Source organism: Acetobacter estunensis, from assembly GCF_011516945.1.
Taxonomy (GTDB): Bacteria; Pseudomonadota; Alphaproteobacteria; order Acetobacterales; family Acetobacteraceae; genus Acetobacter; species Acetobacter estunensis.
Genome location: NZ_WOTH01000003.1, coordinates 155,708 through 175,822 on the forward strand (window position 1 = coordinate 155,708; position 20,115 = coordinate 175,822).

A 20,115-nucleotide genomic window follows, 5' to 3' on the forward strand; every position below is an offset into this window, starting at 1 on the left:
GGCGCGCCCCGCCTCTGCGGGCAGGGCGCAGATGAGGGAAACTCCTTAGAAACCGGCTTTGCCGGGATACCAGTTGGTGCCGGCAAGTGGCAGTTGCGTCATGGCGGCGGCTTCCATGGTGAGGGCCACGAGATCCTCGGGTTCGAGGTTGTGGAGATGGCTTTTGCCGCAGGCGCGGGCGATGGTCTGCGCCTCCATGGTCATGACGGAGAGGTAGTTGGCGATGCGACGTCCACCTAGGATCGGATCGAGGCGCTTGGCCAGTTCTGGATCCTGAGTGGTGATGCCTGCCGGATCGCGACCATCCTGCCAGTCATCATAAGTACCGGGTTTGGCGCCAAGCTTCGCATATTCAGCCGCGAGATCCGGGTTCTGGTCGCCCAGTGCGATCAGGGCTGCGGTGCCGATGGCGACGGCATCCGCACCCAGCGCCAGAGCCTTGGCGACATCCGCACCTGTCCGGATACCACCCGAGACAATGAGCTGGACCTTGCGATGCATGCCCAGATCCTGAAGCGCCTGCACAGCGGGGCGGATGGCCGCGAGAATGGGCAGACCGACATGCTCGATGAACACTTCCTGCGTGGCGGCGGTACCGCCCTGCATGCCGTCGAGCACGACGACATCCGCGCCGGATTTTACAGCGAGGGAAATGTCATAGTACGGGCGGCTGGCACCGACTTTCACATAGATCGGTTTTTCCCAGTTGGTGATCTCGCGCAGTTCCTCGATCTTGATTTCGAGGTCGTCAGGACCGGTCCAGTCGGGATGACGACAGGCCGAGCGTTGATCGATTCCTTCTGGAAGATCGCGCATTTTCGCGACGCGGGCCGAAATTTTCTGGCCGAGCAACATGCCGCCACCGCCGGGTTTGGCTCCCTGTCCGACCACAATCTCGATTGCGTCCGCCTTGCGCAGATCATCAGGGTTCATGCCATAGCGCGAGGGAAGATACTGATAGACCAGCGTAGAGGAATGACCGCGTTCTTCCGGCGTCATACCGCCATCGCCCGTGGTGGTGGAGGTGCCGACGGCACTCGCACCACGCCCCAGCGCTTCCTTGGCCTGCGCGGACAGCGCGCCGAAGGACATGCCGGCGATGGTGACAGGTGTCTTGAGGTGGATGGGCTTCTTCGCAAACCGTGTGCCCAGCACGACATCCGTTCCGCAGCGCTCGCGATAACCTTCAAGCGGGTAACGTGACATGGACGCGCCGAGGAAGAGCAGATCGTCAAAATGCGGCAGCTTACGCTTGGTGCCGCCGCCACGGATGTCATAGATGCCGGTCGCGGCGGCACGCTGGATCTGCGAGATGGTGAATTCGTCGAACGTGGCCGAATACCTTGGGAAAGTCTTCGTCACGTCGTGATGATTTTCGGTCATGACTGCCTCAGTATGCGGATGCGTTATCGACGCGGAAATGGTACAGCTTGCGAGCCGAGCCAAAGAGGCGGAACTCACTGGGGGAAATGTCTGTGACACCCGCTTTGGAGAGTAGCGACGTGAGGATGGCGAGATCCTCGGGTGTCATTTCTTTTTCTTCACAGTCCGCGCCGAGACCTTTCACGTTTCCACGAACGAAGATTCGTGTCTCGTAAAGGGAGTCTCCCAACGCGTCTCCCGCATCACCGCACACGACGAGGTTGCCGCTCTGTGCCATGAAGGCGCTCATGTGGCCGACGGAGCCGCGCACGACGATATCCGCGCCCTTTATGGAAATGCCGCAGCGTGCGCCGGCATCCCCATCGATGACCAGCAGGCCGCCATGAGCCGTTGCGCCGGCGCTGGAACTGGCATTGCCTTTCACATGGACGCTGCCGCTCATCATGTTTTCACCCACGCCCTGTCCGGCATTGCCGGTGATGACGACATTGGCGCGTTGGTTCATGCCAGCGGCGTAGTAGCCCGCGTGGCCGTCAATGGTGACGGAGATTGGCTGTGTCAGGCCGACCGCCAATGCATGGCGACCGACGGGATTCTGAATCTCCCACGCTGCGTCAGGGCCTTCGTTCTGAAGTCTGCTGTTGAGTTCGCGCAGGTTTGACGTGCTCAGATCGAACACCTGTGTGTTGCGCGTGCCGCTCATGCTGCGTGCTCCCAGTGATAGACGCGCTGTGGTTCGGGCTCGAAAACCTTTGCATTTTCAATGCCCGGCAGATCGGCGAAGGCGCGGTATTCGGAAGCGAAGGCGACGTAGTCGTCGGTTTCGGCCATGACGGCGGGTTTACAGGCCACCGGATCGCGCAGCACGGCGAAACCTTCACGGGTGCCGACGACGAAAGTGTAGAAACCATCAAGCTCACCAATGGAAGATTCGAGAGCCTGATCGAGTTTGTCGCCTTGTGCCAGACGCCATGAGAGGTAACCGGCGGCGACTTCGGAGTCATTTTCCGTCTCGAAGGTCAGACCTTCGTTGATGAGGCGCCGACGCAGCGTATTGTGGTTGGACAGGGAGCCGTTATGCACGAGACATTGGTCCGGACCGGTAGAAAAGGGGTGCGCGCCAGCCGTGGTGACAGCGGACTCGGTGGCCATGCGAGTGTGACCGATGGCGTGCGTGCCTTGCATTTTCTCAAGTTCGAAACGGGCCACTACGTCTTCAGGCAGACCAACGCCCTTGTACAGTTCGATGCTTTCACCGCTGGCAGCGAAATGAACGCCATGTCCGAAGCTGTTCACGAACGCCCGGATGGCCGGTTCAAGTTCGGACGCATATGTCAGGACGACATGATCTTTGTGCTTGGCGGCATCGGCGGTGCCGCCGGCTGTTTTGAGGAAACCGGCTTCAAATTCACCGATATTCTCATCCGTAATGCCGCGGACAGTCATCTTGCGCTGGCCTGAAGCGGGGGAGCCATAGACCGCGAAACCGGCGCTATCCGGTCCGCGCTCGGTCATGGTCTTGAGCATGAGGGACGTAAGGCGTCCCAGTTCCGGCTGGAGAGCCGGATTTTTAATGAAGAGACCGACGATGCCGCACATCGTGTAAACCTCCGAAGAGTGTCTGTGATGTGCGATCCTAAACAGACCGGATCCGTAACTGTCAACGCAAAAGAATAAACCTTTCCTATGAAGAAAGTTATCTTTGGTCAGTCAACGTGGCGCGGATAGGTGATGATGGAAAGGTAGCTGATTGATCCGGTGAGGAATTTTTCCGGTCCATGCGGGGCCTGGCTATCGAACATCAATGTATCGCCCGGTCCCATTTCGTAGGTCTGGTCTCCATGGCGATAGATCAGATGGCCGGTGAGCATGTAGATCACCTCGATTCCGTCATGTCGGAAACTGACATACGGTTCCGCCCCTTCATGCAGGGTAATGAGATAGGGCTCCACCACGACCGGACCGCTCAGGAGATGGCCGAGAAGGTTGTACTGATGGCCGGCCTTGGTTCCGCGTCGCTCAATGGACACGCCTTGTCCAGCACGCACGAAAGAGCAATCGCGCTGTTCTTCCGCTGTGGCGAAAAGATGGCTGAGCGAGATGTTCAGGGCGTGGGAGACCGATTGCAGCGTCGTCAGTGACGGCGAAATCTGGCCGTTCTCGATCTTGGAGAGCATGCCGAGCGAGATGCCTGCTGCGTTCGCCAGTTCGGCGCCTGTCAGATTGGCTTTGCGTCGCTTGCCCCTGATCTGGGCGCCAAGGGACTCTTCCAGTGTGAGTTCGCGCGTGGGCGTGGCAGAAGACCCTGTGGCAAGATCTTCGCTTTTGCGCTCGGTTCGTTTTCGCTGGGTGCTGCGGCGGGGTGCGGGCATGAGGATGGGTCTCCGGAGTCAGGTCCTGTGGGCGGGATCAGGAGAGAACCCGCATGTGATCGACAAAATCGGGAAAGAGTGTGGCGAGATCGGCCAGAACGCCGGTGTTCAGGCGCTCGCGCAGGTAGAGAGTGAGATCGAGCGGCAGACGTCCAAACTCGCGTCGTCGGACGACGAGCGTGAGATGGCGGTGGAAGGAACCCACGGGCAACGGGTGACAGACCATACCGCATTTGGGCGTGAAGCCGGCTTCATACAGGCAGAGGGGCGTGGTGATGGCGATGCCGCCAGCCTGACAGGCGGCAAACACGCCAAAGGGAAGATCGTATTCCTGTTGAAAGGGAACTTCCACTCTCAGGCGGCGCAGATACCGCTCGACTTCCGTGCCGGTGCGCGAGCGTTGGGAAAACCGCACGAAAGGATGACTGAGCATGAGTTTGCGCAGGTCTTCGGTATTTTGCGGTGCGGGCGTGTCGTGGGGGCAGAGAAGAAGATAGGGCTCTTCGATCAGAGGCCAGCGTTCGAGGCCGGCGACATCCTCCATTTCGTCCACACCGATGACGAGGTCGATCTGGCGCGTCAGCAGGGCGGCTGCGTGGGTTTCCGTCAAGCCGGCATGCACCACCAGTCGTCCCACGCGCTCGTACATAAAGGCCGAGAGGTGAGGGGAGAGGGCACGTGAAAGGGAGTCCACCACGCCGAGGCGGAGTTGCGGCACGCGGCCCAGCTTCATCTCCTGAATGCCTACTGCGATGTGACGCATCTCGGCCAGCAACCCGGCTGCATGCTGACGCAGGACCGTGCCGGTGGCAGTCAATGCAAGCGGGCGGACGCTGCGGTCGAACAGTTTCGTGCCGAGCCGTGTTTCAAGTTCGGAAATCGTCTGGGAAATGGCGGGTTGTGTCACCTGTAGGGCACGGGCGGCTCCCGCCATGCTGCCATTCTCACAAACGGCCAGGAACACGTTCAGGGAGGAGAGATCGAAGGGCAGGTCGGAGAGGGCCATGGCGCATTATAAGAAAAAATTATCATGTCTCAAGCAGATGCGTTTCCTACACGACATGAAGACAGAGCGTGGGAAGATCATGCAGACCAACCGTTACTCCCTGTTTTCCCTTCTTTGGGAGGCATGTCGTGGGAACACCGGCTGGAAGCCGGCGTGGCGCAAGGCCGAACCGGCCAGTGCCTATGATTTCGTCATCGTGGGGGGGGGCGGTCATGGGTTGGCGACAGCGTATTATCTTGCCCGGCGTTATGGCGGAAAACGAATTGCCGTTGTGGAAAAAGGTTGGATTGGCGGCGGGAATGTCGGTCGCAACACGACGATCGTGCGCTCCAACTATCTGTTGCATGGCAATGAGCCGTTCTACGAATGCTCGATGAAGCTCTGGGAAGGGCTGGAGCAGGACATCAACTACAACGCGATGGTCAGCCAGCGTGGCGTGCTGAATCTGTTTCATAACGACGCGCAGAAAGCGGCCTATATCCGGCGCGGCAATTCCATGATCCTGCATGGGGCCGATGCCGTTCTGCTGGATCAGGACGCCGTGCGCGCGAAAGTTCCTTTCCTGAACGTCGATGATGCGCGTTTTCCCATCAAGGGCGGGTTGCTGCAACAACGCGGCGGCACGGTGCGCCACGACGCAGTGGCGTGGGGATATGCGCGGGCGGCGGATCGTCTGGGCGTGGACATCATTGAGAACTGCGAGATGACGGGACTTCGCATCGAGCAGGGGCGGGCTGTCGGGATCGAGACGACACGCGGGTTTATCGGGGCGAGGAAGATCGGTCTCGCCTGTGCGGGCAATTCTTCACGTGTGGCGGCGATGGCGGGGTTGCGCCTGCCGATAGAGAGCCATGTGCTTCAGGCATTTGTTAGTGAAGGACTCAAGCCTTTCATCGACTGCGTGGTGACGTTCGGCGCCGGCCATTTCTATATCAGCCAGTCCGACAAAGGCGGTCTCGTCTTCGGCGGCGATATCGACGGCTACAATTCCTATGCCCAGCGCGGCAACATGCCCGTGATCGAGGATGTGTGCGAGGGTGGCATGGCGCTGATGCCGCGTATCGGTCGTGTGCGTCTTCTGCGTCATTGGGGCGGAATCATGGATATGTCGATGGATGGCAGTCCCATTATCGATCGTACACCGGTGGACGGTCTCTATCTGAACGCGGGCTGGTGTTATGGCGGCTTCAAGGCGACGCCTGCTTCCGGCCTGTGTTTTGCCCATCTTCTCGCCCGTGACGAGCCGCATCCCGTGGCCGTGGCCTACCGTCTGGATCGCTTCGCGCGCGGTGCGGTGATTGATGAAAAAGGTATGGGCGCGCAGCCCAATCTGCATTGAGGTTCTCATGCGTCTGACCTGCCCTTTTTGCGGTTCCCGTGGTCTTGAGGAGTTCACCTACAGAGGTGACGCCACGGTTCGCCGTCCTTCCGCCGATGCCTCTCAAGAGGCATGGGTGGATTATGTCTATCTGCGCGATAATCCTTGTGGCCCGCATCGGGAGCTTTGGTACCATGGTGCTGGCTGTCGCTCGTGGCTTGTGGTGACACGTGACACCCGCACGCACCAGATACTGGATGTCCGCAATGCCCGTGACGTGATGCTTGCCGAACGTATGAGCCCTGAAGGCAAGGGAGAAGGTTCATGAGTGCTGCTTTCGGACAGACCTTTCGCGTCAAAAGCGGCAACGGTGTCGATGTCAGTCGAACACTGCATTTTTCTTTCGATGGCAAGGATTACACGGGTCATCCGGGTGATACGCTGGCGTCCGCTCTGTTGGCCAATGGCGTGCGTCTGTTCGGACGGTCTTTCAAATATCACCGTCCTCGCGGGCTGCTTTCGGCAGGACCGGAAGAGCCGAATGCGCTTGTGGAATTGCGTGATGGTGCAAGGCGGGAACCAAACACCCGTGCCACTGTGGCGGAACTGTTCGACGGGCTGATCGCTACCAGTCAGAACCGTTGGCCGAATCTGTCCTTTGACGCTCTGGGCATGAACGGAATGTTCTCTTCCATTCTGGGGGCGGGCTTCTACTACAAGACCTTTATGTGGCCAGCATCTTTCTGGGAGAGGGTGTACGAACCGATCATCCGCAAGGCCGCCGGTCTCGGGCGTGCGGCGGACGAGGGCGATCCGGACCTTTATGAAAAAGCCACGGCATTTTGTGACGTGTTGGTGGTGGGATCGGGTTCATCCGGTCTCGCGGCGGCTCTTGCTGCTGGTCGTGCGGGGGCGCGGGTCATTCTGTGTGAGCAGGACAGTCTTGTCGGTGGGCGTCTGCGTGATGAGCACATGGCGCTGGATGGCAAGCTCGCATGGCAGTGGGCCGAGCAGGCCCGGCGCGAACTGGAGGCGATGCCGGATGTGAGTGTGATGACGCGCACCTGTGTGTTCGGCACTTATGACGGCGGCACTTATGGTGCGGTGGAGCGCGTGGCGGATCATGTGGCGGTCCCGCGTGTCGGACAGCCGCGTCAGTGTCTGTGGCGTATTGTCGCTCGTGAATGTGTGATGGCGGCGGGTGCGATCGAACGTCCGGTGGTATTCCCCCACAACGACCGTCCGGGTGTCATGCTGGCGGGTGCCGTGCGGACCTACATCAACCGCTTTGGTGTGGCGCCGGGGCGCCGGGCGGTGGTCTACACCTGTAACGATGACGGGCTCCGCACGGCGCTGGATCTGTATCGTGTGGGTGTGACAGTGGCAGCAATTGTTGATTCCCGCCCGGGCGGAGCAAGCATCGCGGCCGAGGTGGCAGCGAAATGTGGTGCGCGGTTCTTCCCCTCGGGCGCGATTGTTGACTGTTACGGGCGGACAGGCGTGAAGGCCGTTCTGGTGCGTGATGCGGCGGGCAAGGCGAAATCCGTGTCGTGTGATCTGGTCGCCATGTCGGGCGGCTGGTCTCCCAATGTTGCACTGACCACTCATAAGGGCGCGCGCCCGACATGGCATGATGATCTCTGCGCTTTCCTTCCATTCACCTTGCCGCCGGGCATGGCGGCGGCTGGTGCGGCGGCCGGTGTGTTCGACACGGCCGAGGGGCTGCATGATGGCGCAATGGCAGGTCAGTGGGCTGCCGTGCGCTGCGGGTTCGAAGCAACGTTGCCCGCATTGCCGGAGGCAGAACCGACAAGCTATGCCATCCACCCATTGTTCCATGCGCTCAAGGGCTTGGCGGCTTCGAAAAAAGCCAAGGCATTCGTCGATTTCCAGAACGATGTGACAGCCAAGGATGTGGGGCTGGCGGCACGGGAAGGGTTCGTGTCCGTTGAGCATCTCAAGCGTTACACGACGCTGGGAATGGCGACGGATCAGGGCAAGACGTCCAACGTGAACGCGCTGGCGCTGCTGGCGGAAATAACGGAACGTTCGATCCCGCAGACTGGCACGACGCTGATCCGGCCACCCACACAGCCGGTGGCGATCGGCGCACTGGCCGGTGCGCATCGTGGTCGTCATTTCAAGCCCACACGTCTGCCGCCCACGCATCAATGGGCCGAGCAGCAGGGCGCCGTGTTTACGGCCAATGGCTTGTGGCTGCGTGCGCAGTGGTTCCCGCGTGCGGGCGAAAAGGACTGGCTTGAGACGGTCAGTCGTGAGGTACGCACGGTGCGCGAGGCCGTGGGGTTCTGCGATGTGACCACGCTCGGCAAGATCGATATTCAGGGGCCGGATGCGGCGGAGTTTCTCAATCGGGTTTATGTCAATGCCTGGCTGAAGCTGGCGGTCGGGCGTGTGCGATACGGCCTGATGCTGCGCGAGGACGGATTTGCCTATGACGACGGCACGACGGCGTGTCTGGGTGAGAACCACTATGTGATGACCACCACCACGGCCAACGCGGGCGGCGTGATGGCGCATCTGGAGTTCTGTCATCAATGGCTGTGGCCGGAACTGGACGTGCAGTTCATCTCGGTGACGGATGAATGGGCACAGTTGGCCGTGGCAGGCCCGAAATCGCGGGATGTGCTGGCCAAGATCGTGGATGCGCCGTTCGATCTGTCCAATGAGGCTTTCCCTTACATGGCGGCGGCCGAACTGACGGTTTGTGGTGGTGTGAAGGCCCGTCTGTTCCGGCTCTCCTTCTCGGGAGAGATGGCTTATGAACTGGCGGTTCCGGCACGCTATGGCGATGCGCTGGCCCGCCGGTTGATGGAGGTGGGCGCTCCGTTCGGTATCGCACCTTATGGTACGGAAGCGCTAGGCGTTCTGCGTATCGAGAAGGGGCATCCGGCGGGGCCGGAACTGAACGGTCAGACCACGGCACACGATCTGGGCATGGGGCGCCTGCTGTCCACGAAAAAGGATTTCATCGGCTCCCGGATGGCCCGACGCCCAGCCTTGACGGATCCGCAGCGGCCCACGCTGATCGGTATCCGCCCAGTAAATCCGATGGATGCGCTTGTGGCGGGATCGCATTTTCTGCCGCAGGGTGCCGCTCCCACGGCGGAAACCGATCAGGGCTGGCTGTCGTCCGTGGCGTGGTCACCCAGTGTCGGGTCATGGATCGGGCTGGGGTTCCTCACGGATGGACCGGCCCGTCATGGCGAGATCATCTCGGTTCACAACCCACTGGCAGGGGCGGTCATTGCGGCGCGTGTCGTCGATCCCGTGTTTGTCGATCCCAAAGGAGAACGTCTCCATGGCTGATCTGCTTTCTGCCACCCTACCGGTTGTGTCCGATCCTGTGACGGTTGGTGGTGTCACACTTGAACTGGTGCCACCGACCAGCATTGTCAGCCTCGGTGCATTTGCTGGCGCAGGTCGTGACGAACTTGTTGGGCGCGTGCGCGCGGAGTTTGGCGTGGATTTGCCAGATGTGTCGCGTGCCGTGCGCTCCAGCTATGGCAACGTCGCGTTTCTCTGGAACGGACCTACCCAGTGGCTGGTGGTAGGGGAGGACAGCGGTGAACTCTTCTCCCGGCTGCAAAAATGTTGCGGCGATGTTTGCGCGCTGACATCGCAGGGTGATAGCCGGACAATCCTGAGGCTGTCCGGCATGGGGGCACGGGAAGTCGCAACCCGCTTGCTGCCCATCGACCTGCATGGACAGGTTTTCTCCACGGATTGTGTGGCATCCACTCTGGCGGGGCACATTCCCGTCATCGTATGGCAGACAGCGCAGACGCCAGCCTATGACTTCCTTGTCTTCCGGAGCTTTGCCTCCAGCCTGTTTCATGATCTTTCTGTCGCCCTGAACGGCCATACTTTTTCAGAAACGGACCATTACGCATGACGACCCCTTGCCCTGACACCAAGGGCTATTTCCTCACGCTGAGTTGCCCCAACCGTCCGGGCATCGTTGCCGCCATCAGCCAGACGCTGTTCGATGCTGGGGCGAACATCACCGAGGCGCAGCAGTTCGATGATACGGGCAGCGGCAGCTTCTTCATGCGGATCATGTTCGACGTCGTGAAGGGCGGGCGTACGGAAGCGGATCTTCGCGGTATTGTAGATGGGGTGGCGCGTGAGTTCGGCATGGACTACCGGCTTCATTGCCAATCCTATCGCCCGAAGGTGATGATCCTCGTCTCTAAGTTCGATCATTGCCTTGTGGATCTGCTTTACCGCTGGCGTATTGGGGAACTGCCGATCGATCCGGTGGGCATTATTGCCAATCATCCTGAGGATACTTACAGGGATGTGGATTTTTACGGAATCCCGTTCCACTATCTGCCGGTCACGAAGGACACCAAGGCTCAGCAGGAAGCGCGTATTCTCGAACTGGTCGGCGAGAGCCACACGGATTTGGTCGTGCTGGCGCGCTACATGCAGATACTCTCCAATGAGATGGCGGCCGCTCTTTCTGGGCGTTGCATCAACATTCATCATTCCTTCCTGCCTGGCTTCAAGGGCGCGCGCCCCTATCATCAGGCATGGAACCGGGGTGTGAAGCTGATCGGTGCGACCGCGCATTATGTAACGCGCGATCTTGATGAGGGGCCGATCATCGAGCAGGATGTGGAGCGTATTTCGCATGCCGACAGTCCGGAAGATCTTATCCGAAAAGGGCGCGATATCGAGCGACGGGTTCTTTCACGTGCGGTGCGGTATCATATCGAAATGCGCACGATCCTTAATGGCAACAAGACAATCGTTTTTACATCCTGACTGACTGGGAGAGACCTTTTATCGGGGTGGGTTGTAAGACGATACGTCGTAGGTCAGATTTTTGGACCTGATAGTGTAGTTCGAAAAGGCTATGGGTGAACTGTAAAGGTTTGGAGATGGCTTGTGAACGGGGAGGGGCGTTTAGGCGTTTCTCCCCGTTTTTGTTTTAAGCCGATCCTGAAGGTCATTCAATTTGAGATATGGGAGAATCTTAAGAAGGATGTACCTTTGATACTTCGATATTTCTGAGTGTGTTCAGTAGCACCATTATATTTGGTATGAACAGAATCTGAGCGTCAGCGCGTCATGGTTTCCAATTCTCATATCCTTTTGATGGATGGAACGCTTTCGGCGCTTGACCTGAGACTGCGCGAAGAGATGCAGGTTGAGAGCAAACGTGTGCATGAGAAAATGTGACTCACGCTTAGGAGGCAGTATTCCGTCTATCGGGTCGGATATGCTTTTCAATAAGGGAAAGATCAAGCAGCCTCGGAACGTGTCGGGAAGTATATGAGCCACACCAAACCCCGTTTTGGTGAACTTCTTTGGAAGCCCGCACTTTTCCTGTCGATCATTGCAGGGTCGATACATGCGGGAGTTTCTCCACGGAATCCGACATGTGACGGGAAGAGCCGACACACAATTTCACAGATTTTATGGCGAACTGTCCTCGTTGATAGTCGGATCGATCGGAGGGTGTGCGACTGGTGTCAGCAGGTGGTGATCCAAACTGTTTTCTGGCGATTCTCTCGGACAAGACGTTTCTGGACTCCTTCATAATCAGGTGTGGTGACGCAGGAAGGGCAAGAGCCTTGCAGATGCATCTTTCTGGTGAAGTAGAGAATCCTTTGTGTGATCGTGGACGTCGTGTGGTTGCTGAGATGGCCTTGGATAAAACGATTGTTTCTCGTTGAAGAATTAATGAAGAAAAATATTTCCGATAAGAATAATATATTCTGTAATATTACTATCAAACAAACAGGTTTTGATTTTATATTATCGTACTTTTGTGGAATCTTCATTCTGTATTTACAGATAATATCTTGGTTTTGACCGCATCTCTTGGTGTTGAGAAATGTTTTGTCGTGATTAATATGGTAGGTGAGGGGTTGATATTCATGGCAGGCATGTGAAAATAATAACGAAACAGAAACGATACCTGCCTTGTGGCGCAACTGTTGACGGATGAATGCGAATGGGTCGGCTTGGTCTGCATGCGGACAGGAACGAGGCAAAGGTGCATCGTCACGGGCGCAATGCTTCTGTCGTCCGGGAGATTCGCACCCGGAAAGAAGGTGGAAAAACTGCAAAAAGTCGTATGCTTCGCCAAGGCACATGTTTTCTGGTGGCCGCTCTGGCTGCGACGAAAGTGACGCCAGCGCGTGCGGATCACACCATCGTGTCTGTCAAGGGACTGACGATTTCAGGCGGGTTGGATATCGGTGGGGACGCCTTTTACCTTCCGAACACCAATTTCGGTGGCGGTTCCTACGCCCTGCATAAATCGGGACGCTACACGCGCAATAGCAACACCACTTATGGCGAACTGTATGGCAAGCCCATGCTGTCAGCACAGTGGGACACGAACTGGGGATTCAGTGCCTTTGGTCTGATCTCGGCTATTGGGTCGACCACGCTGGGCGATGGCGATGCCGAAAGTCTCTCCCAGACATCCGGCACGCCGCGACAGGTCACGCTGGAAGATGCCAATGGCGGCATCGAAATTCCTCTTCGTATTGCAGGCGGCCATCAGAAGCTCATCATTGAGGGAGGGCGGCAGCGCTTTCAGGTCGATGATGGCTTCCTGATCGGTAAGGGCACTTACAGTTCAGGTGATCGTGGCGCGTGGTGGTATGCGCCGCGTTACGCTTTTGCGGGGCCCGGTGTCATCAAGTTCGAGGCGGATTCCTTCCGCGCCGATGTTTTCATGCTGGAGAACAATACCAACAACGAACAGGATCGCGGCTACGATCGCCCTCAGACCAAGTTCGAAGGGTTCGACGTGACGTGGTTCAGGAACAAGCCGGGTGGAAAAGGCGGCTCCGTATATGAGGATCGCGAGGCTTATGTCACGTTGACTTACTTCCATGTGCGCGATGCCAATATCTCGTCCACATACGATTATTCGTCCCGTGCGGATCGTAATGGCATGAACGTGGCGGCCCTGAGTTGGGGTGGCAAACCAATCCCGATCAAACAGCTTGGTATTTCCAAGAACTTTACTTTCTATGGTGACTTCGTGGCGGAGGAGAACCGCCATCCGGGTAATGGTTATAAATCCGTAGAAGCTTACGGGATGTTTTTCGAGCCGGGCTACACGTTCTCAATGTTGCCGTGGAAACCGCATATTTTCTATCGCTACACTCGTTTCAGTGGAAACAAGAATCCAACCGGCACGGTGAAACGTGGCTATGACACGTTTTTTCTCTATGACGGACGTCGTTACACGTATGGCGGTTACTGGCCGGGTGAAATTGTGGGCATGTATCTCGCACCGTTGTCGGATCTTGAAATCCATCAGATCGATCTGACAGGCATTCCTCCGGTGCATTTGTTCAAGAAGGACGACGAACTCAAGGTGGGTGTGCATTTCTATGATCTGTCACTGATTCACACGACAGGGATGGGTCTGAAGGCGTCCACCAATCGCCATATTTCGGACGAAGTCGATTTCACGGCTGAATACATGTTCGACGCCAACACCTCCGGTGCACTGGCCGGTGGCGTGGCCTTCGCAGGGCCGTCAGGGCGGGCTCTGGCCAAATCCGGCGTGCCGGGAGGCGAGCCAATGCCTCCTATTCATGGCACCGCAGGGGTCATGGAGGCGTATTTCTACAAACATTTCTGATGGATTTGTGGGGATATTCATTGCACAAGCAGCACATGATGCAGCAACAGAGGATGTTTTGATGTCAGAACGGAATTCCACGTCGGCGGTCCCGTCACCCAGCGGCTTGCGTAATCGGCACATCGCCATGATCGCTCTGGGCGGCACGATCGGAGCGGGTCTTTTTGTGGGAAGCAGCGCTGCCATCGCTGCCACAGGGCCTGCCATCCTGCTGGGTTTTCTGCTCGTTGGTCTGCTGATCATTATGATCATGCGCATGTTGGGCGAGATGGTGGTGGCGGACCCGGGACGTGGATCGTTCGTCGAATATATCCGCGCGGCGCATGGTGACCGGATCGGGTTTACCTCGGGTTGGCTCTACTGGTTCTTCTGGGTTGTGGTGCTGGGAAGCGAGGCGATCGCCGGTGCACTGCTTCTTCAGGACTGGATCAACGCCCCGGCCTGGGTGCTGGCGGTCGGTCTCGTGGTAGCGATGAAGATCGTCAATTTCTTTGCCCCGCGCATTTTCGGTGAGTGCGAGTTCTGGCTCTCCAGCATCAAGGTGTTCACCATCGTCGCCTTTGTGGTGCTGGGCATTCTTTATGTGCTGCATGTTTTCGGGCCGGGGGTGCCGGTGGCTCAGAACGTCCTGCATCATGGTGGGATTTTCCCACACGGTGTCATCGCGCTGCTGTCGATCATTCCCACCATTCTCTTCACGATGATGGGCTCGGAGATCGCCACAGTGGCGGCCGCCGAATCTTCGGAACCGGGTAAGAACGTGGCGCGTGTGACACGTAGCCTCGGCGTGCGTATCACGTTGTTCTATGTGGCGGCCGTGGGCTTGATCCTGATGATCCTGCCATGGACAGCCATTGTGCCGGGCAAGTCGCCCTTCGTGGCGGCCATGGTGGCGATGGGGATTCCCGGAGCGGCGTTCATCATGCGCATTGCGGTGCTGAGTGCTGTGCTTTCCTGCCTCAACTCCAGCATGTACATCACGTCACGCATCCTGACCGAATTGGCCGATCAGGGAGATGCTCCGGCCTTCCTGACACGGGCATCCGTCAATGAAGCGCCCCGTATGGCCATCACGGTCAGTTCCGTGGCCGGCATGCTGGTGGCTTTCTCCTCCATTCTTGCGCCGCAGACGATCTTTGCGTTTCTGCTGAGCTGTAGCGGCGGCCTGATCCTGCTCATCTACTGCCTGATCGCCACGTCCTACATCGTCGTGCGCAATGCCGCGCGTCGGGCAGGGACGGAAAAGGCGGATTTCTCTCTGCCGTTCTTTCCGCTGTGCAACTACATCACGATTGGCGGAGTGGTGCTGGTCTTTCTGGCAATGCTGGCCAATCCGTCCGAGCGCATGACAGCGCTTGCCTCTCTCGGTACGGCGGTCGTGTGCTATGGATTGGCCACGATATTCTCACGCAAGTCGGTCACAGCCTGACCTTTTGAAAAGCCCTTCCTGATTTCTGGAAAGGCTTTTTTCTTGCCCTGTTGTCAGGGGCGGCGCGCGGTGAGCAACAGATGGAGACCGCAATCGGCCATGACTTCATGGTCCGCCAGAGCTGCGTCGCGGGAGAGAAAAGCCTCCTCATCCGCTCGCATGGCGGTCGCGCAGCCAGCACGGCCGAGCGCTGCGCCCTGCACAACCAACCCACGACACGCGATGTCCACGAAACCGGCATTCGCGAAGGCCGCCTTCAGATTTTCCCGATCATAGAGGTGAAGGCGCGTCGTCACGCCGTCGGACGTGAATGCCCCCTCGCGTGTGTCGAGAACGTGCTGAGCCTTTTCAGGCTGCTCTGTCTGTAGGCACCCACAGACAAGAGAGACAAGGGAATCCACCATAACGGCGACCTGTCCGCCGGGTGTGAGCCACTCGAACAGACGTGCGATGATGCGGGATTGATCGGTGCAGTACTGAATCGAGCCAATGGCGATGACGAGGTCGGCGCTGCCGGGCGGCACGATGACCTCCTCCATGTTGCCCGCAAGAAGGGCAAAACGTGGGCCGAGTTCCTTGGCATGCAGGGTGGCGATCATGCCGGGGGCGTTCTCGATGCCTGTTACAGTATGTCCCTGATCCAGAAAACGCTCGCACCAGCGTCCTGTCCCGCATCCCACATCGAGAATGCGGGCGTGAGCGGGCAGCGTGAGGGCATTGACCGCCTGCCATCCCAGAAGGTCATAGGCGCGGCGGCACGGGTTGGTGAGGAAGCTTTCGTCAAAAGCCCGGGCTTCCTTCGAATAGCTTTCCTTCTGGAGAGCGTCAGGCTGCATGGGCGGCTTCCTCTGGCGGCAGGTTGCCGGAATACGCAAGCAGGCGCCGGATCAGCATCAGCCCGACGTCATTCTGCCAAAGCCACAGACCATTCACCTGACCGGAAAAACTGCGCTCCCCCCCCATTTCGATCGGTGGGCGATAGCCGCAGGCCAGCCCGATACCGAACAGGCCGGGGATCGGTGTGGCATCGGCGGCGATAACCTCACAGGCGTCATTCACCAGCGGACGGCCTTCTTCTTGGGCTGCAAGCGGAAGAAGGGCACCGGTCCGATCACGAATGGGCACGGCAGCGGGGCGATAGCCCAGGCAGGCGATGACGAGATCGGCATTGTCCAGAATGCGCCGGGCTTCGGCATCGTTTCCCTCCTGAAGCTGGTGGAGGCTCATGCGCGGTTCCGGTGGTGCGTCACCCACACCGAGAAGTTGACGGGCGAGAATGCGGGATTCGAACCGGAAACCGCCAAAGCGGTGCACGAATCCACTGAGGGCGCAGATATCGCGCTCATCGAAACTGGTGTAGCCATCCGCGTGGGCGGCATCCCGGCCGGGATAAAAGATGGTCATGGGGTGCCGGTGCAGCAGGGTGACGTGTACGGGCGGAGTGTGTCCTTCAAGTGCGATAAGGATTTGTCGCGCACAGGACATGGCGCTTGTCGAGCCCCCCACAATGGCGACTTTGGGGCTGTCCATGGCGGTCAGTGCGGCAATCGTGCGGGCGAAACCGTCATGACTGAGAAATTCGTCCGACTGGATAAGCTTGTTCTCGTATCGTGGGAGAAGCGGAGCGCCCCCGACAGGGAGATGTTGCAATCGCGCAGGCTCCTGCGTCGCGCCCGTGGCGACAAGAATACTGGCGGCCTTTACCGTTTCCGTGCGGCCTGTCTGGACATCGCGTAACTGCGCCGTCCATGACCCGTCTACATTCTCATCAAGACGATCCACTTCCGTTCCCATAGCCACCCGGCCATGAGGGGAACGGGCGATCAGATTTGCCATGGCCTTGCCCACTTCGGCCATCAAGCGTCCGGCAAGCTCAAGAGGCACACAGTCCGCCCCATAAGCCGCGACTTCTTGTGCCAAAGGCGTTTCAGCCAGCACTGCCAGTTCAGGCACTGGGGAGTTTCGCACACAGGAAAGAAAGGTATCGGCGGAACTGTCCGAAGTGATGATATAGTTTCCCAGTCGTCCCGCCCCCGGTTCGTGCGCCCGATCGACCAGCAGGACACCGGTGGAGAGAACGTGCGGCAGAAGGCCGTTGCGGGCCGCGGCCAGAAGCGGGGCAAGTCCAGCGGGTCCAGCGCCTATGATAAGAAGACCGAAGGTGTTGTCGGGCTGTTTTGGCGTAGAGACTGTTTCGGTCATGCGGCCACCTGTGTCGTTGCCGCTCCGGGAAGAATCACAAGCGGCCGCAAGGCTTCGCACACTCTGCGCGGCATTTCGGGTGTCATATCGGTCCATAGAGGAAGTGAAAGGATACGATTGGCCACGTTATTGGTTATACTCAGGTCATCGGCTGTACAGATCTGTGCAAAATAGGGTTGTTGCATCAGATGGGGCGAGAAATACGCTCCAGTGCCGATATTCAGGGCGTCCAGTGCTGCACGGACTTCGTCACGTAAGCAGCCCTCGGGCAGAAGCACGGGCATGAACTGATAGGAACGGCGACGGCCTCGTGGTCGCTGCGTCTCCACTCCGGGAGGAAGATAGCAGCAATAGATCTCGGCCAGAGCGGCTCGTTGGTTGGCGACCTCTTCCATCGTGGTCAGGCAGGCGAGGGCGATCGCCGCCGCGAATTCGGTCATTTTCGAGTTTATGCCATGGTTTGTCGCACTGCGCGGGGAACCGAAACCGAAATTCCCCATTGTACGGAGAGCGGCAATAGTGTCCGGATTTGCGCAATATATGACGCCGCCTTCTCCAATGCCGAAAGTCTTGGTGGCGTGCATGGAAAAGACAATAGGATGAGCGAACCCGGTGCCAAATCCATGCCCGTTTTCGTCCAGAGTGCCCAGAGAGGCGGCGGCATCAATGACGATACCTGCTCCGGTTTCCTTGTGCAGTTTCTCGTAATGACTCAGGTCGATGCCATTCCCGAAGGTAGCGTAAGGGACTATCAGATCGATTGAGTCTCCGTAACGCTCGATCAACCGACGTTCGGACACCGGGCAGGCAGCCCATGTTTCGGGGTCGATATCACAAAAGAGTGGGGTATAGCCGGCCCAAAGAGCCGCATGCGCTGCGGCGGCGAAGGTGAAGGAAGGCATGAGGGCATAACGGGGAGTGGATGAAGATTGTCTTTGTCGAGCCACCTGCTTCATGGCGATCATCAAACCAATGGTCGCGTTGCAGACCGTCAGGCAACTGCCAGCACCATTGAAGTAGAGATCGCGGAGTCGGTTTTCGAATAGAGTGTTTTTGGGTCCATAATTACTATGGATTCCGGATTTTTCTATTTCGAGAAGACTGTCGATAAGAGAGGCAAACGCAGGAGTCTTGACGGAAATAAAGGGTATCATGGTCACGACATCCTTCGCTGTCGTTAGCGGCAGTTTCTAGGAGTTTTTAAACGTAAATTTTCGGTTAAGGTTTCATACGACAAAAAAATATCTGGCGTCATAGGAGTAACGGAATTGTGAGTCCGCATGGGGCATCTGGCTGAGGTGTGTTCGTTTGATATGTGAATTGGCTCTGAGAAAACCAGAAATGGCTTGCGGGAATTTTAAAAAATGCCCTTGATGGCCATCACGGAAGACGATCATCTGTCCATGCATGTTGGACGGATTTCCAATGTAGAGTGATGATCTGTTCATGACATATGCTGTGGTATTCAAAGTTTATCGATGGGATGATGCGGTTGATCATAATTTCCGTCGATGCCGTGCCTTGGCCGTAGGGGCTGATTTCTTCATTCTCTATGACCGCACCTATGGTGACGATCTGCCAGAAGACATTCGCACGCATGATCGGGTGTTTTTTGTGACCAATCAGGACGCTCTTGATCTGGGATTATCTGGAACGCATGACGGGAGGGTCAATCTGTTCTGGTATAATGCGGATTACCAGCACAGTCTGTTTGTCCTGAAGTATCCGGATTACGATTTTTTCTGTTTTGTCGAAAGCGACGTGGAGGGTTCTAAAAACCCCGATTTCGGATCTTCCAGACACAACAATATCAATGAGTTATCATTTTAAATTGGCTGTAAAAGAGGGTTTTTCGAACCCTCCACGTGGCGGTGAATATGCCTCTGGCGCCGATCATGCGAAAAATGAGGGAGCAGGGTCTGGAGCTCATTTTTCAGCCGCAGTTATACGCTCCGGAACAGTGGAGTCATTTTAGCACCTGTGCCGGATATTATGACGACGATACCTATATCAATAAAGGTCTATTCTGTATTTCGTTTTTTTCCCGTAGGGCGTTGCTTCATACCTTGCAGCGGCGTCTAAATATGACGGCGCTTCAGCAGCGTCGGAAACTGTCGACATGGCCTATTTCCGAAGCTGTCATGGCGCATGAACCCATTCGGGCGGGAATGAAGTGGGCGCGGCTCGATACGGTCTGTCGTGGGCTCGATCATTACGACTGGTCACCACCTTATGCCGTGGCCGAACTGGATGGCATGATCGGAATGGATATCGTCCATCCGGTCACGTCCATGAATCGCAGTTTTATGATTCGTAATTTCCAGCAGGATTACCATTCGTTGTGGTCGGAAAAGGAGGTGAGGGAGGGCAGGTCACGCGCTCGTGCCCGTACTATTCGGGATTTCGAGGTTTTTGCGCGCCTGTATAATTCTCCGCATATTCAGTCTTCCCGTGATCGTGCGCAGGCAATACTGGAAGATGCCCGTTCATTGCTGGAGGGTGAAACGCTCTTTCTTCTTCATGGAACGAACCGATTGGCCGAAGAAAAATGGCGCGTGCGAGGAAGCCGTGAGCATGCTTTTCCGGCCGCCTGTCTTTCCGATCTGCCAAACTGGGACGAGCATCAGGCTCATGACATGCAGTCCGGCGAATGGATCGACGCGGATTTCTCACATTTTGTCTGAAGAGTGTTATTCTCTGTTCTGAGAGCTGTGTCCTGTGCGTCTGATCTGGAATGACAACGGCATTTTGCCTCTGGAGGCAGAT

General features: G+C 57.6%; 18 protein-coding genes. 9 read left to right on the top strand and 9 right to left on the bottom strand.

Annotated elements, in window-relative coordinates; translation table 11 throughout:
• Window positions 1-45: 45 nt before the first annotated feature.
• The 5 genes from GOB87_RS02840 to GOB87_RS02860 all read right to left on the bottom strand — a co-directional run bounded on the left by GOB87_RS02840 (window position 46) and on the right by GOB87_RS02860 (window position 4,761).
• Complete coding sequence (locus GOB87_RS02840) at window positions 46-1,383, bottom strand: FMN-binding glutamate synthase family protein (protein WP_166313028.1); 1,338 nt, start codon at window positions 1,381-1,383, stop codon at window positions 46-48.
• Window positions 1,384-1,390: 7 nt separating this feature from the next.
• Window positions 1,391-2,086, bottom strand: coding sequence for a GltB/FmdC/FwdC-like GXGXG domain-containing protein (locus GOB87_RS02845; protein WP_166313029.1), 696 nt, complete (start codon window positions 2,084-2,086; stop codon window positions 1,391-1,393).
• Complete coding sequence (locus GOB87_RS02850) at window positions 2,083-2,982, bottom strand: class II glutamine amidotransferase (RefSeq protein ID WP_166313030.1); 900 nt, start codon at window positions 2,980-2,982, stop codon at window positions 2,083-2,085. The genes GOB87_RS02845 and GOB87_RS02850 overlap by 4 nt, the downstream gene beginning before the upstream one ends.
• A 107-nt stretch (window positions 2,983-3,089) precedes the next feature.
• Window positions 3,090-3,755: a helix-turn-helix domain-containing protein gene (locus GOB87_RS02855; protein ID WP_166313031.1), complete on the bottom strand. Its 666-nt coding sequence runs from the start codon at window positions 3,753-3,755 to the stop codon at window positions 3,090-3,092.
• A 37-nt stretch (window positions 3,756-3,792) separates the two neighbouring features.
• Window positions 3,793-4,761: a LysR family transcriptional regulator gene (locus GOB87_RS02860; RefSeq protein ID WP_166313032.1), complete on the bottom strand. Its 969-nt coding sequence runs from the start codon at window positions 4,759-4,761 to the stop codon at window positions 3,793-3,795.
• Between the two features lie 79 nt (window positions 4,762-4,840).
• Here GOB87_RS02860 and GOB87_RS02865 point away from each other — a divergent pair, with 79 nt between their 5' ends.
• From GOB87_RS02865 to purU, 5 genes are read left to right on the top strand one after another with little or no spacing between them, the layout of a single operon-like run.
• Window positions 4,841-6,100 carry a sarcosine oxidase subunit beta family protein gene (locus GOB87_RS02865; protein ID WP_166313059.1) on the top strand — a complete coding sequence of 420 codons (1,260 nt, stop codon included), beginning with the start codon at window positions 4,841-4,843 and terminating at the stop codon, window positions 6,098-6,100.
• A gap of 7 nt (window positions 6,101-6,107) precedes the next feature.
• Window positions 6,108-6,407: a sarcosine oxidase subunit delta gene (locus GOB87_RS02870; RefSeq protein WP_166313033.1), complete on the top strand. Its 300-nt coding sequence runs from the start codon at window positions 6,108-6,110 to the stop codon at window positions 6,405-6,407.
• Window positions 6,404-9,409, top strand: coding sequence for a sarcosine oxidase subunit alpha family protein (locus GOB87_RS02875; RefSeq protein WP_166313034.1), 3,006 nt, complete (start codon window positions 6,404-6,406; stop codon window positions 9,407-9,409). Before GOB87_RS02870 ends, GOB87_RS02875 begins: the two co-directional genes overlap by 4 nt.
• A complete protein-coding gene (locus GOB87_RS02880; protein WP_166313035.1) occupies window positions 9,402-9,995 on the top strand; it encodes a sarcosine oxidase subunit gamma in 594 nt (197 codons plus the stop codon). The genes GOB87_RS02875 and GOB87_RS02880 overlap by 8 nt, the downstream gene beginning before the upstream one ends.
• Window positions 9,992-10,870, top strand: coding sequence for a formyltetrahydrofolate deformylase (gene purU / locus GOB87_RS02885; protein ID WP_166313036.1), 879 nt, complete (start codon window positions 9,992-9,994; stop codon window positions 10,868-10,870). The genes GOB87_RS02880 and purU overlap by 4 nt, the downstream gene beginning before the upstream one ends.
• 710 nt (window positions 10,871-11,580) lie before the next feature.
• Here the strand turns inward: purU and GOB87_RS02890 are convergent.
• Entirely contained in the window at window positions 11,581-12,207 is a 627-nt protein-coding gene (locus GOB87_RS02890) for a hypothetical protein (protein WP_166312894.1), read from the bottom strand.
• On the opposite strand from GOB87_RS02890, the gene GOB87_RS02895 reads away from it, so the two are divergent.
• Window positions 12,189-13,718: an alginate export family protein gene (locus tag GOB87_RS02895; protein ID WP_166313060.1), complete on the top strand. Its 1,530-nt coding sequence runs from the start codon at window positions 12,189-12,191 to the stop codon at window positions 13,716-13,718. The genes GOB87_RS02890 and GOB87_RS02895 overlap by 19 nt on opposite strands.
• Before the next feature lie 61 nt (window positions 13,719-13,779).
• The gene (locus GOB87_RS02900) at window positions 13,780-15,147 is read left to right on the top strand and encodes an amino acid permease (protein ID WP_166313037.1); all 1,368 of its coding nucleotides are present in this window, start codon (window positions 13,780-13,782) and stop codon (window positions 15,145-15,147) included.
• Window positions 15,148-15,200: 53 nt separating this feature from the next.
• On the opposite strand, the gene GOB87_RS02905 is transcribed toward GOB87_RS02900, so the two are convergent.
• The 3 genes from GOB87_RS02905 to GOB87_RS02915 are packed head-to-tail and all read right to left on the bottom strand — an operon-like array spanning window position 15,201 to window position 18,503.
• Complete coding sequence (locus GOB87_RS02905; RefSeq protein ID WP_166313038.1) at window positions 15,201-15,983, bottom strand: class I SAM-dependent methyltransferase; 783 nt, start codon at window positions 15,981-15,983, stop codon at window positions 15,201-15,203.
• Window positions 15,973-17,349, bottom strand: a complete 1,377-nt coding sequence (locus GOB87_RS02910) for an FAD-dependent oxidoreductase (protein ID WP_166313039.1) — start codon at window positions 17,347-17,349, stop codon at window positions 15,973-15,975. The genes GOB87_RS02905 and GOB87_RS02910 overlap by 11 nt, the downstream gene beginning before the upstream one ends.
• On the bottom strand, window positions 17,346-18,503 hold the full coding sequence (locus GOB87_RS02915; protein ID WP_166313040.1) for a DegT/DnrJ/EryC1/StrS family aminotransferase: 1,158 nt from the start codon (window positions 18,501-18,503) through the stop codon (window positions 17,346-17,348). Before GOB87_RS02915 ends, GOB87_RS02910 begins: the two co-directional genes overlap by 4 nt.
• 292 nt (window positions 18,504-18,795) lie before the next feature.
• On the opposite strand from GOB87_RS02915, the gene GOB87_RS02920 reads away from it, so the two are divergent.
• The gene (locus GOB87_RS02920; RefSeq protein ID WP_166313041.1) at window positions 18,796-19,179 is read left to right on the top strand and encodes a hypothetical protein; all 384 of its coding nucleotides are present in this window, start codon (window positions 18,796-18,798) and stop codon (window positions 19,177-19,179) included.
• 254 nt (window positions 19,180-19,433) lie between these two features.
• Complete coding sequence (locus tag GOB87_RS02925) at window positions 19,434-20,033, top strand: hypothetical protein (protein WP_166313042.1); 600 nt, start codon at window positions 19,434-19,436, stop codon at window positions 20,031-20,033.
• Window positions 20,034-20,115 lie beyond the last annotated feature (82 nt).

Excerpts from the sequence above, each read along its gene's own strand:
- GOB87_RS02895 (WP_166313060.1), top strand. The coding sequence starts at position 12,189 with ATGCTTCGCCAAGGCACATGTTTTCTGGTGGCCGCTCTGGCTGCGACG.
- GOB87_RS02915 (WP_166313040.1), bottom strand. The coding sequence starts at position 18,503 with ATGATACCCTTTATTTCCGTCAAGACTCCTGCGTTTGCCTCTCTTATC.
- GOB87_RS02910 (WP_166313039.1), bottom strand. The coding sequence starts at position 17,349 with ATGACCGAAACAGTCTCTACGCCAAAACAGCCCGACAACACCTTCGGT.
- GOB87_RS02905 (WP_166313038.1), bottom strand. The coding sequence starts at position 15,983 with ATGCAGCCTGACGCTCTCCAGAAGGAAAGCTATTCGAAGGAAGCCCGG.
- GOB87_RS02860 (WP_166313032.1), bottom strand. The coding sequence starts at position 4,761 with ATGGCCCTCTCCGACCTGCCCTTCGATCTCTCCTCCCTGAACGTGTTC.
- GOB87_RS02925 (WP_166313042.1), top strand. The coding sequence starts at position 19,434 with ATGACGGCGCTTCAGCAGCGTCGGAAACTGTCGACATGGCCTATTTCC.
- GOB87_RS02865 (WP_166313059.1), top strand. The coding sequence starts at position 4,841 with ATGCAGACCAACCGTTACTCCCTGTTTTCCCTTCTTTGGGAGGCATGT.
- purU (WP_166313036.1), top strand. The coding sequence starts at position 9,992 with ATGACGACCCCTTGCCCTGACACCAAGGGCTATTTCCTCACGCTGAGT.
- GOB87_RS02845 (WP_166313029.1), bottom strand. The coding sequence starts at position 2,086 with ATGAGCGGCACGCGCAACACACAGGTGTTCGATCTGAGCACGTCAAAC.
- GOB87_RS02920 (WP_166313041.1), top strand. The coding sequence starts at position 18,796 with ATGACATATGCTGTGGTATTCAAAGTTTATCGATGGGATGATGCGGTT.
- GOB87_RS02900 (WP_166313037.1), top strand. The coding sequence starts at position 13,780 with ATGTCAGAACGGAATTCCACGTCGGCGGTCCCGTCACCCAGCGGCTTG.
- GOB87_RS02850 (WP_166313030.1), bottom strand. The coding sequence starts at position 2,982 with ATGTGCGGCATCGTCGGTCTCTTCATTAAAAATCCGGCTCTCCAGCCG.
- GOB87_RS02875 (WP_166313034.1), top strand. The coding sequence starts at position 6,404 with ATGAGTGCTGCTTTCGGACAGACCTTTCGCGTCAAAAGCGGCAACGGT.
- GOB87_RS02840 (WP_166313028.1), bottom strand. The coding sequence starts at position 1,383 with ATGACCGAAAATCATCACGACGTGACGAAGACTTTCCCAAGGTATTCG.
- GOB87_RS02870 (WP_166313033.1), top strand. The coding sequence starts at position 6,108 with ATGCGTCTGACCTGCCCTTTTTGCGGTTCCCGTGGTCTTGAGGAGTTC.
- GOB87_RS02890 (WP_166312894.1), bottom strand. The coding sequence starts at position 12,207 with ATGTGCCTTGGCGAAGCATACGACTTTTTGCAGTTTTTCCACCTTCTT.
- GOB87_RS02855 (WP_166313031.1), bottom strand. The coding sequence starts at position 3,755 with ATGCCCGCACCCCGCCGCAGCACCCAGCGAAAACGAACCGAGCGCAAA.
- GOB87_RS02880 (WP_166313035.1), top strand. The coding sequence starts at position 9,402 with ATGGCTGATCTGCTTTCTGCCACCCTACCGGTTGTGTCCGATCCTGTG.